This is a genomic window from Pseudomonas sp. B21-028, assembly GCF_024749045.1.
Lineage (GTDB): Bacteria > Pseudomonadota > Gammaproteobacteria > Pseudomonadales > Pseudomonadaceae > Aquipseudomonas.
In genome coordinates, this window is sequence record NZ_CP087184.1 from 2,613,086 (window position 1) to 2,629,871 (window position 16,786).

At 55.5% G+C, this 16,786-nt stretch carries 15 protein-coding genes and 1 pseudogene; 6 read left to right on the forward strand and 10 right to left on the reverse strand.

Going from position 1 to position 16,786, the window contains the following annotated elements; all coding sequences use genetic code 11:
- The first annotated feature begins 300 nt into the window (after positions 1–300).
- From LOY35_RS11845 to LOY35_RS11855, 3 genes are all read left to right on the forward strand, one after another.
- Entirely contained in the window at positions 301–972 is a 672-nt protein-coding gene (locus LOY35_RS11845) for a hypothetical protein (protein WP_258632687.1), read from the forward strand.
- On the forward strand, positions 965–1,672 hold the full coding sequence (locus tag LOY35_RS11850; protein ID WP_258632688.1) for an RES family NAD+ phosphorylase: 708 nt from the start codon (positions 965–967) through the stop codon (positions 1,670–1,672). Before LOY35_RS11845 ends, LOY35_RS11850 begins: the two co-directional genes overlap by 8 nt.
- 246 nt (positions 1,673–1,918) lie before the next feature.
- Complete coding sequence (locus LOY35_RS11855) at positions 1,919–2,167, forward strand: hypothetical protein (protein ID WP_258632689.1); 249 nt, start codon at positions 1,919–1,921, stop codon at positions 2,165–2,167.
- 133 nt (positions 2,168–2,300) lie between these two features.
- Here LOY35_RS11855 and LOY35_RS11860 read toward each other — a convergent pair whose 3' ends face one another.
- The 8 genes and pseudogenes from LOY35_RS11860 to LOY35_RS11895 form a co-directional block, all read right to left on the reverse strand.
- Positions 2,301–2,513, reverse strand: a complete 213-nt coding sequence (locus LOY35_RS11860; protein ID WP_043042088.1) for a hypothetical protein — start codon at positions 2,511–2,513, stop codon at positions 2,301–2,303.
- A 207-nt stretch (positions 2,514–2,720) separates the two neighbouring features.
- Complete coding sequence (locus LOY35_RS11865; protein WP_258632691.1) at positions 2,721–3,029, reverse strand: hypothetical protein; 309 nt, start codon at positions 3,027–3,029, stop codon at positions 2,721–2,723.
- A 3-nt stretch (positions 3,030–3,032) separates the two neighbouring features.
- Positions 3,033–3,935: a plasmid partitioning protein RepB C-terminal domain-containing protein gene (locus LOY35_RS11870; RefSeq protein WP_043042089.1), complete on the reverse strand. Its 903-nt coding sequence runs from the start codon at positions 3,933–3,935 to the stop codon at positions 3,033–3,035.
- Positions 3,935–4,846 (reverse strand): ParB/RepB/Spo0J family partition protein, encoded by a 912-nt coding sequence (locus tag LOY35_RS11875; protein WP_043042090.1) that lies wholly within the window; start codon positions 4,844–4,846, stop codon positions 3,935–3,937. Before LOY35_RS11875 ends, LOY35_RS11870 begins: the two co-directional genes overlap by 1 nt.
- Positions 4,843–6,408, reverse strand: coding sequence for a recombinase family protein (locus LOY35_RS11880; RefSeq protein WP_258632694.1), 1,566 nt, complete (start codon positions 6,406–6,408; stop codon positions 4,843–4,845). Before LOY35_RS11880 ends, LOY35_RS11875 begins: the two co-directional genes overlap by 4 nt.
- 510 nt (positions 6,409–6,918) lie before the next feature.
- Positions 6,919–7,187 (reverse strand): annotated as a pseudogene (locus LOY35_RS11885) (serine hydrolase); the annotation flags it as partial.
- 197 nt (positions 7,188–7,384) lie between these two features.
- Complete coding sequence (locus tag LOY35_RS11890; RefSeq protein WP_159285551.1) at positions 7,385–8,668, reverse strand: O-acetylhomoserine aminocarboxypropyltransferase/cysteine synthase family protein; 1,284 nt, start codon at positions 8,666–8,668, stop codon at positions 7,385–7,387.
- 312 nt (positions 8,669–8,980) lie between these two features.
- Positions 8,981–9,871 carry an MBL fold metallo-hydrolase gene (locus LOY35_RS11895; RefSeq protein WP_258632697.1) on the reverse strand — a complete coding sequence of 297 codons (891 nt, stop codon included), beginning with the start codon at positions 9,869–9,871 and terminating at the stop codon, positions 8,981–8,983.
- 237 nt (positions 9,872–10,108) lie between these two features.
- Here LOY35_RS11895 and LOY35_RS11900 point away from each other — a divergent pair, with 237 nt between their 5' ends.
- The 3 genes from LOY35_RS11900 to LOY35_RS11910 all read left to right on the forward strand — a co-directional run bounded on the left by LOY35_RS11900 (position 10,109) and on the right by LOY35_RS11910 (position 13,274).
- A complete protein-coding gene (locus tag LOY35_RS11900; protein ID WP_033864582.1) occupies positions 10,109–11,119 on the forward strand; it encodes a GlxA family transcriptional regulator in 1,011 nt (336 codons plus the stop codon).
- A 160-nt stretch (positions 11,120–11,279) separates the two neighbouring features.
- Positions 11,280–12,164: a LysR substrate-binding domain-containing protein gene (locus tag LOY35_RS11905; RefSeq protein WP_258632698.1), complete on the forward strand. Its 885-nt coding sequence runs from the start codon at positions 11,280–11,282 to the stop codon at positions 12,162–12,164.
- A gap of 183 nt (positions 12,165–12,347) precedes the next feature.
- A complete protein-coding gene (locus LOY35_RS11910) occupies positions 12,348–13,274 on the forward strand; it encodes an AEC family transporter (RefSeq protein ID WP_258632700.1) in 927 nt (308 codons plus the stop codon).
- Between the two features lie 98 nt (positions 13,275–13,372).
- On the opposite strand, the gene hutH is transcribed toward LOY35_RS11910, so the two are convergent.
- Together hutH and hutU are read right to left on the reverse strand one after the other, a co-directional pair.
- Positions 13,373–14,905 carry a histidine ammonia-lyase gene (gene hutH / locus LOY35_RS11915; protein ID WP_030141447.1) on the reverse strand — a complete coding sequence of 511 codons (1,533 nt, stop codon included), beginning with the start codon at positions 14,903–14,905 and terminating at the stop codon, positions 13,373–13,375.
- The gene (hutU, locus tag LOY35_RS11920; RefSeq protein ID WP_258632702.1) at positions 14,902–16,593 is read right to left on the reverse strand and encodes a urocanate hydratase; all 1,692 of its coding nucleotides are present in this window, start codon (positions 16,591–16,593) and stop codon (positions 14,902–14,904) included. The genes hutH and hutU overlap by 4 nt, the downstream gene beginning before the upstream one ends.
- Positions 16,594–16,786: the final 193 nt, after the last annotated feature.

Sequence of the window (16,786 nt, forward strand, 5' to 3'; positions counted from 1 at the left end):
GTGATGCAGCTCTTTGGCCCTTAGGGGGAAGAGCGGGACCGCCCGGGAATTCAAGCAGTGCTGAACTGGGTTATGCCAACTCTCGGTCCACCATTGCTGGTCTTCAGCTCGCTCGCCACGCCTGAAAGCCAAGATCGTATCCTTAGGCTTTTCGTCCCAGAGTCACCGTGCTGATCGACGACATGGCGTGCTCCCCTCAAACCTACCTATGCATCCAGATGAATGGAGCTTAGGCTGGAGCTGGGGTTATCCAGACTATGCTACGATTAGATAGCGTAGATAACTAGTGAGGAGATTTCCATGAGCGTTACAGAGCAGTCGGGCGTCTCCACCTTGGTCGGTACGCCTAAGGAGGCTCGGGCTAGCTTAAGCCGCTCGCATGCGGACCGAGTATTGGTCGTGTCTTTCGATCAGGTCAACCTCAGTGTATTTGAGGCGTTGGCGGAAAACTTCGCCAACGTGGCCTCCTCGATGTATGAGGTGCTGCAGGAGCGTCAGGACCCTAAGTCGCTCGAGCGACTGGCCGAGGTGTTTGTGACACGTAAGCCGCCTTCGCCTCGCCTGCTCAAGGAAGCGGCAATGCTGGTCCAAGCCCGCAAAGCAGTCTTGGAAAGCGGTGACTGGCTGAGCGCCGCGGACATCGCCCAGGTGGCCCAGTTGAGTACCCGCAACCCGAGTGCCCAGCCCAACAAATGGAAAAAGCAGGGGCAGATCTTTGCCATCAGTCACGGTGGGGTCGACTATTTTCCTGGTTACGGCTTGGATCCAGACGCGGGCTATCGGCCGCTCAAGGCACTCGCCAAAGTCATTCAGGCTTTTGGTGCCCACAAGGACGGCTGGGGTATGGCTTACTGGTTCCGCTCCGATAATAGTTTTCTAGGAGGCAAAAGACCTCAGGACCTGTTGGCATCGGCGCCTGATCGGGTGATTGCTGCCGCACAGGATGAAATCCAAGGCATTGTCCATGGCTAAGCAGCGTACCGAGTCCAGTGAGGGTAGGGCGACGCCTCCCACGGATTTTGCGGCGTCCGTTACCCCAGTGCCTGCGGCTACGTTGCACGTCACTTTCACCGTGATCGCCAAAGGCGATGTGCTTCACCGTGTGCACCAGGATAAGTATCAGCCTGATCAATTCAATCCTGGTGTGCACGGCAACGCACGTTTCAGCCCGATCCAGGATGATCAGGGGCGGGCGATTCCCACCTTGTATGGCGGCACGACAGTCGATTGCGCCTTGATGGAGACCGTCTTCCACGACGTTCCCCATACGGCTGGGTTTAAGAGCTTCGACAAAGGCAAGCTGACTGGACAGGTGCATTCTGCCGTCCAGGTTAGCCAACCGCTGCACCTGGTTGATCTGTCCAGCGTGCCACTGCGGAAACTGGGCATCACGCGCAAACAATTGATCGACACTGAGAAAGATCAATATCCTGCGACGCGCAAATGGGCCGAGGCAATCCACCGTCAGTATCCAGATGCGCAAGGGCTGTCTTGGGTGTCGCGACAGGATGATTCGGCACGTGCGGTGGTGCTCTTTGGTGACCGGATTCCTGACGGCGCACTTCATCCGCAGGGGGCGTCACGCAGCTTGACCGGCGACTCGACTGTGTTCGACACGGTGCTCAATCTGGCAGAGCGGATTGGGGTCGTTATCATCGCGGGAAAAAGCTGAATCAAAATGACCGAACAGTCGCCCCTGAAAGCCGCTCTCTGAGGCTGGAATTGCCATTCCTCAGTCATTAGATCTTGCCGAAGACGGCGAGTTTTTTATGGGGGCATTAATGGTGATTTCCGTACAAGTTTTACGTGGTGCCGACGGCCAGACACGTCTCGCCTACCTCCCAAGGAAGGGGGGCTTGCCACGGAGCGCAGCAACAATGATGGCTGGTTCCGCGCTGGCCTAAATGCGGAGCTCGTTATGGACGTCAACCAGATGTTAAATGATGAACTGGTGAGCCGGCTGGAAGAGAAAATTCCAGCCATGGCGAAAGGCGCGATTAAGGCGGCCTATATCAATACGCTGGCAGCCGGACTCAGTGTGATGGAAATCAGGAATGGCATGCTCGTTGAAACAACGGCCGATGGTCCGCACACGGTTATTCGGATGGCCAAGCCCAAGCATAAGGTAGCTTCGGGCAGGATTATCAAGGTGCGCCACCTTTCATAATGGGAGGTTGAGAGCGCCCGTATCTTCACGATTTCGCCGCGCAGCGCGCGGGAAATCTGCATATTCGTCATGTCAGTCTTTGTGCTTTGCGCGAAAGATAGTCGCCAAGCTCGCCATCGCATGGGCCGTCAAATCAGTGACCCTGGGCTCTCAGCTTAGCCAAGCCCTGCTTGATGTGTCCGGCATTTTCTCCGATGGTGTGAAGTGCACCTCGGACGTTGGCACCAATCTCCGCTGCACCTTGGTCTTCTACCTTCAAGGTCAGCTCCATCACCGCGGCCTCCAAGGCGAGCTGATTTTGGTACAGCCGCTCGAGCACATCAGAAAGTGAATATTCGGTGGGCATTGTTTCGACTCCAATCGAGGACTCAAGAGCGTAGCAGCGGAAGGGACGGAAACCAAAGCGCGGTAGGCCGAGAAAGTACTTGCTGAGATTAGTGGCAGCAATCGGCCGATAGTGTTGAAAAAGTCGCTCCGTTCAAACTGCCTGGAAAATTGACCGGGGAAAACGCCATTTTTGCACGCTGCTACGTGAAATCTGAGCCCGGAAGCTTTAGCCAAAAGTAAGGATTTCAATCTCAGATGCGTACTTTTCTGCCATGGATACCAAGGCCGACTTTTCCAACAGAATCGGCCAATAGCTGCCGGCCGTAGAGGGCCGTCTTACCCCCAAAAGCAACAGCGCTAATCGGGTGCAATTGCCGGTCATCTCTGATGCTCCGCGCTGCTCACCCCATTGCGTCAGCTCCATGATTGCGGCTTCAACGCCATTTGGTTTTGATTGATTTTGAACAGTCGGGAAAGGAGCAGATTTCATACCACATCGTGGTTCCTCCATGAAAGAGAACAGCGTGGCAGGCAAGCGCTACTCCCGTTCAAGCTGCCTGGCGTCAGATGTCACCGCTTCCATGATAGACATCAGCTCCTCCAGCAGTTCAGAGTAATAACGAGTGACGTAGCCTGCGATGGCTTCGTTGCGCAAGAGGCGGACTAGATAACCTTTAGTCACAACCAAAACCAGCATTGTCTCGCCCAGGGTGTCCTCGACTTGCTTGTAATCATGCTGAAGATTCTCCATCTCCCGTTCCATGCGCGCAATGTCGACGGCACTGACTTCACTCGGCTTTTTTCTCGTCTCAATCAGCATCTCCGGACGAGATGCTGCCAAGACCATTCGCGCATAGTTTCGAGTAAAACAGTTCGCTGAAATCATCATTTCAACCGTTTCGATTTGGCGGATGGGTTTCATTTGCCGCAGCGAGCGAAATACGTCCTGCGATACCATGCGAACCTTCAACATCTCCGCCACTTCAGGCGCTATTCCTTTGAGTAAGTTTTCTCTATCGTGGACTTGATCAACATTGATCCCGAGTACAGCTGCAATTCGAGATGCGCCGATGCCTTTCTTCAGAGCAGATAGGATCATCTTATGCTCTTGAATCGGTGTCAGTCGGTTGATCTGGCGGTTATAGGTGAAGGCTTCATCATCAGTGGAGATCAAGCACAGTGCCTCAATGGCCCCCAATGCCTTGAGCGCCTCTAAGCGAAAGTGCCCGTCCAGAAGCAAGTATGAAGCTACTCCCCCTGCGATGAGGGGTTTGGGATGAACCACCAACGGCTCAACGACTCCCAGTTCCCTAATCGAGCTCAAGATGCTGGCGTACTTTTTACTGCCTGGTATCAGTTGATCGACCCTACGTGAGGGCAGTATGCGATCTAAAGGAACCGCAATAACTCGATGCTCGAATGCCTGCTTGACCTCTGTCATCACGGCGTCACCCCAAATATTCGGTCAGCGAGTGGTTTGGGCATATCCGGAATATCTTCGTTGCGAAGTAGCGTCTTGAAGTAGTCATCGGCGAGCAATTTGCGCATTGCGGTGACGATAATCAGCAGCCGCTGTTCGTTGATGTCTGACTTTTTAATCATCACCTTCTGGCGTCGGACTTCGTTCTGATAAGCGCTGAGTAGCTTCTGAGGCGTAGGTTTTTCCGTGCGAGGCGCTTGTTGCCCGTATCGTTTGCCAAAAGTTTTACGTCTATCAACCAGGCGGCGCACCCTCATCAACTGTTCGCCTTTGAGTACGCCGCTCTCGTAGGCGTCGATCATTGCCTGCTGCAGATCGACATCCTTGGAGCGAGCAATCTCCACCGCCAATTTTATTGATAACCAACCTTTCTCCACCGCAGCGATTAGTCGTTCTTCTCCCTGCCGCAGTAGCACTAGAATTCCTTGGATGTAGCCTGAATCCAAGCAGGTTTTTTCGGCTATCTGCTGGCAGGTATACCCACGCTCTGACAGCATCTGGATTGACATCAAAAGCTCTCGGTTGGTGTGTTTTCGTCGTGCCAGGTTTTCAACTAACCCGATCAGGTACCGATCCGCTTCATTGGCGCTCACCACGATGCACGGAATTTTTCTCTCGCCAAGAGCTTGCAATGCTTCGAAGCGACCTTGGCCACAAACGATTTCATAGGGCTCGGTGCCGCTCGTGGTAGGTGCCACGGTAATCGGGCGTTTCAGACCTAACGCGGAGATGTTTTCAACAAGCCTGGCGAAGACCTGCTTGTTTCGCGCTCGTGGATTGAGCACCCGAATCTCCTCAATTGGCACAAGCTGAATTGTCGTTTCTTCGGCAACGTGCATCAGGGCTCGGCGATGGGTCTCGATAGCAGTCATGCAACCCTCCTAGAATCACTGCGGCGTGAGAGCTCCGAAAGGATATCCAAGGTGTCGAACCGGTAAATTTCGAGGTTGGCCTGATTTCTTTCAGCAAGACGCAGCCGAGGGAAGCCAACATCGATTGTTGGCAGAATGTAGTAATCCAAGGCGGCTTCTTCTCCTTCCTTGATGCGAACCGCGATTGTTAAGTCGGGGCTCAAACCATGTTCGAAGCGGATGCTCCACCTCTTGCTGCCACTCGGTAACACTTGGCAGCGACTCAGCACCAGCGATATTAATATTTCTTTGTTAACCAAGATGAGGTCAGTGCTCGGATCTACCGAAACGCTACCGCCCATTTCGACAATTTTCTGAGTCGTTTTTTGAAGGAGCAGCGGGTGCATTTGCCTAAGACGTTTGTTGGCTTCGATGTATTTGTAGTCGCGTGCTGGTGAGTATCCGATTAGCGAATAGCACCGAAGCAAGCTCCCAAACCTTTGGAGATATGCGCTACTTGAGGGACATCCTTCTGACTCGTCTATAACTAGGCCTGACAGATATCCAATACGTTGATAGATTGCCTTCAGTGCCTGCAGCATTTCCTCATCGGGCATGCGATAGGAGCGCGTTTGGATGATCGATTGAGCACCTTTGAATAGGATGAGGCTGACGATGGGACGAAACGCTTCATCCGCTCTGACCCACTCCTCAGGCGGGTTCTGCTTATGTGTTTCCTTCAATTTGAATGAGGTGTGATTCCACACGTTATTGCCAACATACTTTTCATTGATCAGAACCTGATGCACCGTGCCTCTCGACCATAATCTGCCTCGATCATTGAGAATCCCTTGAGAGTTCAGCCAGTTTGCGATTTCGCGTTCGTTCCTTCCTTCCTCGACAAAAAGCCGATAAATGTGATGCACAATCTCAATTTCAGCGGGAGGCCCAGGCACTAAAATGACACGGTCAGTTTGGATGCTTTTATGCTCCCCAATCGCTAGTTCGTTCTTGGCTGCGCCGTGCCCATCGACCAGCTGCCGCCTCAATCCGAAACCCGCCGCGCCGCCTTGGCGATACCCTAGCTCAATGAGCCGGGATTGGCCGGCAAAGACCTTAACCGACAATTCTCGGCTGTATTCGCCTGCCATCATGCGCTTCACGCTTTTGAGAATGTTAGATACAGGTGAACCGTCGTTAGTAAACTGCTCTGCGCAGTACTGGACGGATACTCCAGCCTGGCGGCAGCGCACCTCGTAACTGGCGCTCACATCGGGATCTTGAAAGCGACCCCAGCGGCTGACGTCATAGACAAGAACGGTCGAATAATCGGCTAACCCTTTCTCCACGTCATAGAAAAGTTGCTTGAGCGCGTCTCGGCCTTCTAAGCGCAAGCCGCTTTTACCCGCATCGGTGTATATCTTGTTTATTTCCAGAGCGTGAGTCGCTGCGTAAACGCGGATCGTATCGAGCTGATTCTCGGTCGAATATTGCTGATGCTCCGTGGACATGCGCACATACGCCGCCGCTAGGGCGGTGCTTGAAGCACTGCTAGTGTTGTACGCGCCAATGAGACTTTGCATCGGCAAGTCCTCGATCTGTTTAGTCGCCGCTGAAGCAAGCAGGTAGGCGTGAACAGTGACTTCGTTTTGTAAAAAGTGGCTCTAATTAAGGTAGAAGACCGGGGAGGGAAAAATGTTCTCGAAAACGGGCAATTCTTTTCTGGCTCAACGGCAGTACGCAGCAGGCATTGCCAGGGCCCTGCATATGGAGCTCGGAGGAACGCACCAGGCGACGAAAACACTGATGAGGTGGACCAATGCAAATGAGAAAACGGTGAAGAACTGGATGGCTGGGAGCAACGGCCCCAGTGGGATGCACTTAGTGGCCTTGGTGAAGCATTCTGACCTGGCGTTGGCAGCTTTTCTTAGGATGGCTGGGAGGCCTCATGCGCTAACAGCTTCGGAGCTACCAGTGCTTAGGCAGAAGCTGCAGACGGTAATTGAGGGAATAGACTCCTATCTTCGTGTTGTAGATGCGGCGCTAGAGTAGATCGGGAGCAGTATCGAATATGGAACCGTTAGTGAGTGCTAACGCCATCCGGTTCCTGGGCTATATTGAAGCCGAGCACCATCAAGGCGCTGCATCAGTTCGCCTACTGTCCATGGCGCCTCATCGTTAGCAACGGCAGCGTGATAATCCGCATGTTCATCATGATCTGCGAGCCCTGCCTCATGTCGAAGTGCTTGGCGCAACGTGAAGATTGATCAAGAATCGTGGCGTCCAATCCGACCCGTCCATCACGCACCAATGATAGAGCGGTAGCGGCCAGGGCGGTCTTTTCATCAATAATTGAGTACATGACTGTTCCCGTCGCCTGATCTTCCAGCCTGGTTAGTACGACTTTCCTGGCTATGCTCCCGAATTTCCGCACTCGATTGCTTTGTCACCCGAGGTCGCAGTTGAAACCCGGATCCGGCCGTAAGCGTCAGGCCGCTCGAGCCGGATTTTTTCGGATGCCTTCGTGATACTCAGGAACGCGTATCGTCGCGGCGACGACTAGCCTCGACGTTGAGTTGGCCCCAGGGCTTGGTGCAAATCAGCGATCAGGTCCTCAATCGCCTCAATTCCTACCGACAGACGAATCATTTCGGGCTTCACGCCAGCCTTTGCTTGTTCCTGCTGGTTCATTTGCCGATGGGTGGTGGAAGCCGGATGGCAGGCGAGAGACTTGGCGTCACCGATGTTGACCAGTCGCTTGAAGATTTGCAGAGCATCATAGAAGCGCACGCCTGCGTCATAGCCGCCCTTCAAACCAAACGATAGGATCGCCGACGGTTTACCCTGCATGTATTTTTGTGCCAGTGCGTGATGAGGATGGTCCGGGAGGCCGGCGTAGCTGACCCATTCCACTTCAGCATGGCTCTGCAGGAATTGCGCAACTTTCAGGGCGTTGTCGGTGTGACGCTCCATGCGCAGCGCGAGCGTTTCCAGGCCTTGCAGCAGCAGGAACGCGTTCATGGGTGCCAGTGCTGCGCCGGTGTTGCGCAATGGCACTGTGCGTGCGCGCGCGATGAAGGCGGCGGGCCCGAACTTCTCGGTATAAATCACATCATGGTACGCCGGCTCGGGCTGGTTGAGACTGGGAAATTTTTCCGGGTATTGAGTCCATGGGAAGTTGCCGCTGTCGATGATCACACCGCCCAGGGAATTGCCGTGTCCGCCGACGTACTTGGTCACGGAATGCACAACGATATCGGCCCCAAACTGAATCGGCTTGCACAGGATAGGCGTAGCCACCGTGTTATCGACCATCAGCGGTACGCCGCGGGTGTGAGCAGCTTCAGCCAAGGCTTCGAGATCAATGATGTTACCCGCCGGGTTGCCGATGCTTTCGCAGTACACCAGCTTGGTGTTGTCGTCGATCAGTTCGGCGATAGCCTCGGCAGAGTCATCTCGGGCAAAACGCACCTCCACGCCAAAGCTTGGCAACAGGTGTGCGAAGAGAGTGTAGGTGCCGCCATAGAGCTGTGGAGTGGTGACGATATTGTCACCTGCGCGGGTTAACGTTTGGATCGCATAATGGATTGCCGCGCTGCCGGCCGATACGGCCAGCCCTGCCACGCCGCCTTCGAGGGCGGCCATCCTTTGTTCCAGCACATCATTGGTGGGGTTCATGATTCTGGTGTAAATGTTGCCCGGCACGTCCAGGTTGAACAGGTCGGCGCCGTGTTGGGCGTTATCGAATTCGAAGGCAACATTCTGATAGATAGGCACTGCGACAGCCTTGGTGGTCGGGTCCGACGTGAAGCCATGGTGCAGTGCGATGGTGGCGTCTTTCATGATTGGTATTGATCCCTTTAAATTGTTCTGGATTTTGCGGCATTAAGATCCTCTCGAAGTCGATTATGCCGATCGTTGAGCGCTTTGACCCGGTAAGTCGAAATCTACCGTAGGGGTTTACGCCCCCCCTCGGCTATTGGGAAACAATTGAAATCAAGGGCCCCGAAGGGCCCTAGAGTCTAGTCGACACCCGGAATCAAGGGCATCCAACTGCTGCTTGAAATCAGTTTCCCGTAAGGAAACAACGTGATGACATTTTCTTGAGTCGAGCTGTTTGCGTCGGTAAACCAGCGTCAACTGGGGCCCAATAAATCAGAACTCCAGTGAAGCGCCGTCTTCCGGAATCGCTACACGGTTCTCAATACCGTGCTTCTTGACATAGGTGCGCAGTTCTTCACGAGTCAGGGACATGTGATTGATTGCATCCATGTGTACGGCGACGATCTTCGCGTATTTCGCAGCCTGAGCGGCGCGTAGGACATCTTCCTCACCCATGATGATTGACCCCTCATATCCGGTCATCATTGCCTTGCCTGCATTCAGTACGATCACTTCGGGGTGATACTTCTCAATGGTCTGGTCTACCTCTTTACGCCAGACCGTGTCACCGGCAAGGTAAAGGGTCTTGTAGCCTGGCGCTTGAAAGACCACCCCCATGGCTTCACCTAACGGCTTTGCCAGGGCTGGCACGGCATACATTTCATCTGTGCCATGTTGACCACCGGTTTTCGTAATTCTGACGCCGCCGAATTCAGCGTCGCCTTCCAGGACGCGCACATTCTTGAAGCCTTGTGAACGAATCAGCTTCGCATCGTCCTCATGTTGAGTGAATAAAGGGATGTCTTTAGGTAGGGCTTTTTGCGCGGCGTCGTCCCAGTGATCAAGGTGCGTGTGAGTGACGATCACTGCGTCGACGCCGGCGATAACCTCAGAAGGTGACTCGGTCAGATCAACCAATGGATTTCGAAGGTTACTGCGGTAGGTATTTTCAAATCCTGGGTAAGCGCCCTTTTTGGCGAGCATCGGATCGATCAGGAATGTCGTTTCACCGTAGGTGATTTTGGCCGTCGCGTTACGAACTTGCTGTAGATCCATTTTAGGGGACGCGTCAGGTGCCGTTGGGGCATTTGTGCCCGCGAATGCCGACGTGGTCGCGGCTGCGCAAGCCATGCTTAGTGCAAAGCGAAGCGTTTTAAAACTCATGAATTCAGTCTCCAGTTGGTACCTCAAGGCTGCATTCTTGCTGAATGCTTTCAAGGCTGACAGTGGCCTGAATGACATATTTCGATATAATCGGGCCAATCAGTTTTTCGTTTCCAGAACGGAAAGAGGGGGAGGCGACAGCTCAATTCAGCCTCTGCCAAGCATTTAACCGAGGGCGCGCGCCCAGATACCTGCGAGCGTAACGACAAGCCCATTGGGTCAAACCGAGGCTACCTGATGCATTCCATACGTGTTGCTGTCTTGGCTTTTGATGGCGTAAGCCTGTTCCATCTTTCTGTACCCGGGATGGTGTTGGGGGCAACTCAGTCCGCGCCTGGCGAGCCTCATTACGAGATCAAATACTGCGCAGAGACGCCGGGAATGGTGGCAAGCGATCAAGGCCTCGGTTTAGAGGTCACTCAGGGCCTGGAGTTGATGGCGGCATCTGACCTGATCATCATCCCTGCGTGGGGGGATCAAGCGGTTTGTGCATCTGCCGAACTTGTGAAAGCGCTTCAACTCGCCAATTCCGAAGGAAAGCTCATCGTTGGGTTGTGTCTAGGCGCATTCGTGCTTGGAGATGCCGGGCTACTTGATGGCAAAGAAGCGACCACGCATTGGACTGCTCGAGACGAGTTTGCGCGACGCTTCCCAAATGTTCGTTTCAGGCCAGAAGTGCTTTATGTCAGCGCTGAGAATATCGTGACGTCAGCAGGAACCGTGGCGGCAATTGATTGTTGCCTTCATTTGGTTCGCGAACGACTTGGAGCCGAGGCCGCGAATCGCACCGCGAAAATGCTGGTCACACCGCCACATAGGCAGGGGGGGCAGGCTCAATACATAGAATATCCTGTGCCGCACCTATCTAGAGAGACGCATTTGTCTGACGTACTGGAATGGGCTCGGATGAATCTGTCCAGTGACCTGACGCTCGACGTCCTGGCGGACAGGGCAAAGATGAGTCGGCGCACTTTCACTCGGCGCTTCAGGGAGGCTACCGGCAGCACCGTCTCTAAATGGTTGAATGCCCAGCGCGTTGTCAGGGCGCAGGAACTGTTGGAAACGACTGACCTGCCCATTGAGTGTGTGGCGGGTGAAGCAGGGTTTGGCACCCCCTTATCCTTGAGGCAACAATTCGGCGTTCAGCTCGGCACCTCGCCGTCTGAGTACAGGCGAATGTTTTGTCGTGACATGAGCCCGGTCCGAAAGACGAGCGACAGTGAGCAGACTGCCGGACTGTCTAGCTAAATGACTGAAACCGCAAAGCTTCAGTCATTATCGCTCTTAGAAATCCACGGTCACTCCGGTATAAAGCGCGCGACTATCACCAGGCAGGAACGAGGCTTCATCCAAACCATGCGCCTGCCCAACTGGTAAGCTCGGCCATCAATTTGCAGGATGAATGGCCATGTCATTACGCGCGCTTCGAACACTGCTTGCCATTGCCCAATACGGTTCTTTTGTTCGGGCAGCGGACGCCGTGCACCTGACCCAATCAGCGGTCAGCCTTCATGTTCGGTCATTGGAGGAGGATTTCAATACGCTCCTGTTTGACCGCTCACGACGGTTGCCGGTGCTGACGGATGCAGGCCATATTGCCGTTGAGCACGCGCGAGAAATTCTAGCCTTATACGACGGGATCTCCTCCGAGATTGGAGGCGACACTGAGTTGCGCGGCAGGCTCAGAATCGGTGCCATTCATACAGCGCTGGCGAGCGTCTTGCCCCTCGCGTTGTTGGCAATGCGTGCTGAGCATCCTCACCTGCGCATCACTGTTGCGTCGGGAATGTCCGCTGAGTTGGCCTCGCGCATGGAGGCGGGCGAGCTTGACGTTGCGATCACCACGGAGCCGGTGAAGCCACACCCTTATGGCCTGGCAAGCACGGTACTTTACGAGGAAGGGTTCTGGATCATCGCGCCGGCGTCCCATGCGCATGAGGACTTGAAGCTTCTACTCAAAAGCCAGCCGTTCATTCGATTTGATCGTCGCGCCTGGGCAGGTCGTACCATTGAGCGAGAGCTTCGCGCTATGCGGCTGCGCGTGCAGACCAGCATGGAACTGGATAGCCAGGATGCGATTATCCAGATGGTCTCAAGCGGGCTGGGCGTATCCATCATTCCGCTCTCTGGACATCAAGTCGCAAGCTTGAAAACACTGGCCGTTGGGCCTTTCGGCATCCCTCAAAAAACCAGGCGCGTGGTATTGCTGGAGCGCGAAGATCGTCCCCTTGGGCGACTGGCGGCAGCCCTGGCGAACGCGGTGAAAGCGCATGTCTTGCACGATAAACCATGAGTAATACTTGTTGATTGCTGAAGTTTAAAACGTTTTTATTTTGGAGTCCGACCTCTTATCGTGGTCCTCGTACAAGTGAGTTCTTGAGGGCACCATGATTACTGGACCTGCCGTAGACATGCCGCTGATGAGCCGACTGATTGTGGGATGTGAACCGTCGGCACAAAAAACCAAGGCACGCGTATGACCCTTTCCTTGTTGACTGCCTTGTTGCCCATCGCACTACTGATCATGCTGGGCGCGTGGCTCAAGCGTCGTCATTTTCTGACGGATACTTTTTGGGCACAGGCAGAGCGCTTGGCGTACTACGTGTTGCTGCCTTCACTTTTCTTTCACGGACTGGCGACCGCCAACCTTGATGGCGTGCCCTTTCAAAGCATGGTTTCGGTACTCGTGTTCTCGACTGTGGTGGTATCGCTAATGTTGTTGGGCGCGAAGTCGCTGATCACCATGGACGATGCTGCGTTCACTTCGGTTTTTCAGGGTGGGATACGTTTCAATAACTACGTAGGCGTGTCGGCAGCCGCGGGCTTGTTCGGTGTGCAGGGTATAGCCCTGGCAGCGGTCGCGAACGCGGCCATAGTGCCCAGTGTGAACATGCTGTGCGTAATGGTGTTCGCGAAGTACGGATCAGCCGGCAGGATGCCATTTAGCAAAGTCCTCAAGCAGTTGGCATTGAACCCACTGATACTCGCGTGCTTCGCCGGCGGATTGGTCCAGGTCTCGGGCTGGGGACTGCCTGTCGGTATTGAGCCGATGCTCAAGGCCTTGGGACAAGCGTCACTGCCGCTCGGATTGCTCTGCGTTGGTGCTGCGCTTGAGTTCGGAAGCATAAGGCAATGGTTTCGCCCGGTGGGTTACTCGTCGCTGACCAAGTTTCTAATCATGCCACTGGTTACGCTTTGGGCGTGCCACCTGTTCGAACTTGAAGGAAAGGCCGCGGTTGCAGCACTTCTATTCCAGGCACTGCCCACAGCCTCATCCTCCTACATCATGGCAAGGCAATTAGGGGGAGACGCCCCCCTTATGGCTGGGATCATCGCTTGCCAGACCATGCTGGCAGGATTAGCACTTCCAGCGGTCATCCTTGTGATGGCCCGGTGGATTTGAGTGTCAGTATTTCGAGGCGATCGCCTACGCGCGTTAGGCACAGCCATAAAACGCTGTGCCTAACGCAGTCATCATTTGTTCATGGCGGATATCATCTATCAGATGCTGGGCAACAACTTATTCAATACCAAGTCGTTCAAGCAGCCGGAAGCCAATAACTCACTGGCTGCATTGATATCCGGCGCGAAGAAACGGTCCTTCTCGTAATAGGCCACTTTGCTTCGCAGACTGTTCCGGGCCAGTTCCAACTTGGGCGACGTCTTCAAGCCGTCACGCAAGTCCAGGCCTTGGCAGGCCGCTAGCCACTCCACAGCCAGGATTCCACGGGTGTTTTCAGCCATTTCCCACAACCGTTTGCCGGCCGCGGGTGCCATCGATACGTGATCTTCCTGATTTGCGGATGTGGGCAGGCTGTCTACGGAATGGGGGTGAGCCAGCGCCTTGTTCTCGCTGGCCAGCGCTGCTGCTGTCACCTGAGAAATCATGAAGCCCGAGTTCACGCCGCCATTGGCTACCAGGAACGGCGGCAGTTGTGACATGTGTTTGTCCATCATCAACGAAATGCGGCGCTCGCTCAGCGAGCCGATTTCAGCAATGGCCAATGCCATATTGTCTGCGGCCATGGCCACTGGCTCGGCGTGGAAGTTGCCGCCAGAGATCACGTCACCTTCAACGGCAAAGACCAGTGGGTTATCGGATACGGCATTCGCTTCGACGACTAATACTTCCGCGGCCTGACGGAGCTGGGTCAGGCATGCGCCCATGACTTGAGGTTGGCAGCGTAGAGAGTAGGGATCTTGGACCTTGCCGCAGTCTTTGTGCGAATCGGCGACCTCACTGCTTTGGCCCAGCAGGTCGCGATAAGCAGTAGCTGTATCAATCTGGGCCTTCTGGCCGCGAGCGGCATGGATACGTGCGTCAAACGGCGAGCGGGAGCCCAAGACAGCTTCGACCGTCAACGCACCGATGGCCAAGGCGCCTGCAAACAGGTCTTCGCCCTCGAACAAACCGCGCAGAGCATAAGCAGTGGACACCTGGGTACCGTTGAGCAACGCCAAACCCTCTTTGGCAGCCAGCGTCAACGGCGCCAAACCGGCCACCTTCAGTGCTTCGGTGGCTTCCAGCCATTCGCCCTTATGACGGGCTTTGCCTTCTCCCAGCAGCACGAGGGACATGTGCGCCAAAGGTGCCAAGTCACCAGATGCGCCGACCGAACCTTTTAACGGAATATGCGGATACACCTCGGCGTTGATCAATGCTATCAGAGCATCGATCACCACGCGGCGTATGCCGGAGAAACCACGGCTGAGGCTATTGACCTTGAGCACCATGATCAACCGCACCAGCGCATCGCTGATCGGCTCACCCACACCAGCGGCGTGGGACAGTACTAGCGAACGTTGCAGATTTTCCAGATCTTCACTGGCGATACGGGTCGAGGCCAGCAGGCCGAAACCGGTATTGATACCGTAGGCGGTGCGATTCTCGGCGAGGATCTGCTCCACGCAAGCGACACTGGCTTCAATTTGCGCAGAGGCACTGTGGTCGAGGGTGATTTTTACTGGGTGCTGGTAAACGGCACGCAGTTGGGCAAGGCTCAATTGGCCTGGGATAACGTTAAGTGTTTTCATGCTTTGGCTCCTTTAACAAGAGTGATCATTGGCAGGTTCAAGCCTTGCTCATTCGCGCAATCAATGGCGATCTGGTAACCGGCATCGGCATGGCGCATCACGCCGGTCGCCGGGTCGTTGTGCAGTACACGGGCAATCCGTTCGGCCGCTTCGTCAGTACCGTCGCAGACGATCACCATGCCCGAGTGCTGGGAAAAGCCCATGCCGACGCCGCCACCGTGGTGCAGCGACACCCAGGTCGCGCCACTGGCGGTGTTGAGCAGGGCATTGAGCAGCGGCCAGTCGGAAACGGCGTCGGAGCCGTCCTGCATGGACTCGGTTTCACGGTTGGGGCTGGCCACGGAGCCGGAATCGAGGTGGTCGCGACCGATGACGATCGGCGCCGACAACTCACCGCTGCGCACCATCTCGTTGAACGCCAGGCCCAACTTGGCGCGCTGGCCCAGGCCAACCCAGCAGATCCGTGCCGGCAAGCCCTGGAAGCTGATGCGCTCGCGGGCCATGTCCAGCCAGTTGTGCAGGTGGGCGTCGTCGGGGATCAGTTCCTTGACCTTGGCGTCGGTCTTGTAGATGTCCTGCGGGTCACCGGACAGCGCCGCCCAGCGGAACGGGCCGATGCCGCGGCAAAACAGCGGACGGATGTAGGCCGGGACGAAACCCGGGAAGTCGAAGGCATTCTCGACGCCTTCTTCCTGGGCCATCTGGCGGATGTTGTTGCCGTAGTCGAAGGTCGGCACGCCCATTTTCTGGAAGGCCAGCATGGCTTTGACGTGCACGGCCATCGATTGCTTGGCGGCCTTCACCACGGCGGCGGGCTCGGTCTTGGCGCGGGCACGGTATTCGTCCCAGGTCCAGCCGGCCGGCAGATAGCCGTTGAGGGGGTCGTGGGCGCTGGTCTGGTCGGTGACCATGTCCGGACGCACACCACGACGGACCATTTCCGGCAGGATTTCCGCCGCGTTCCCACACAGCGCGATGGAAATCGCCTTGCCTTCAGCGGTGTATTTCTCGATGCGCGCCAGGGCGTCGTCGAGGTCTTTGGCCTGCTCGTCGACGTAGCGGGTTTTCAGGCGGAAATCGATGCTCACCTGCTGGCACTCGATGTTCAGCGAGCACGCACCGGCCAGGGTCGCGGCCAGTGGTTGCGCGCCACCCATGCCGCCCAGGCCGGCGGTCAGCACCCAACGGCCCTTGAGGTTGGAATCGTAATGCTGGCGACCAGCCTCGACGAAGGTTTCATACGTGCCCTGGACGATGCCCTGGCTGCCGATGTAGATCCAGCTGCCGGCGGTCATCTGGCCGTACATGGCCAGGCCCTTGGCGTCGAGTTCGTTGAAGTGTTCCCAACTGGCCCAGTGCGGCACCAGGTTGGAGTTGGCGATCAGGACGCGCGGGGCGTTGCTGTGGGTCTTGAACACGCCCACCGGCTTGCCGGATTGCACCAGCAGGGTTTCGTCGTCGTTCAGGTTGGTGAGGCTTTCGACGATCTTGTCGTAGCACTCCCAGTTGCGCGCCGCGCGGCCGATGCCACCGTAGACCACCAACTCCTTGGGGTTCTCGGCCACTTCCGGATCGAGGTTGTTCATCAACATCCGCAGCGGCGCTTCGGTCAGCCAGCTCTTGGCGGTCAGCGTGTTACCGCGAGGGGCGCGGATTTCGATATTGCGGAAATGGAGTGGTTTGCTCACCGGTAATCCTCTCGAAATGACTTGCAGCTTATTGTTGGTTTTCGCTACATCTGGCGAGTAAATATAATCATGTATATACAAGCTTAATCAAGCAGATTTTTGACCGCTATTGTTGTCGGCATGAATATCTTCACGTGATTAGTTTTTTCGTTCGAATGGCATTGATGCAGGTTTTGCCATCAAGCTTTGCGCA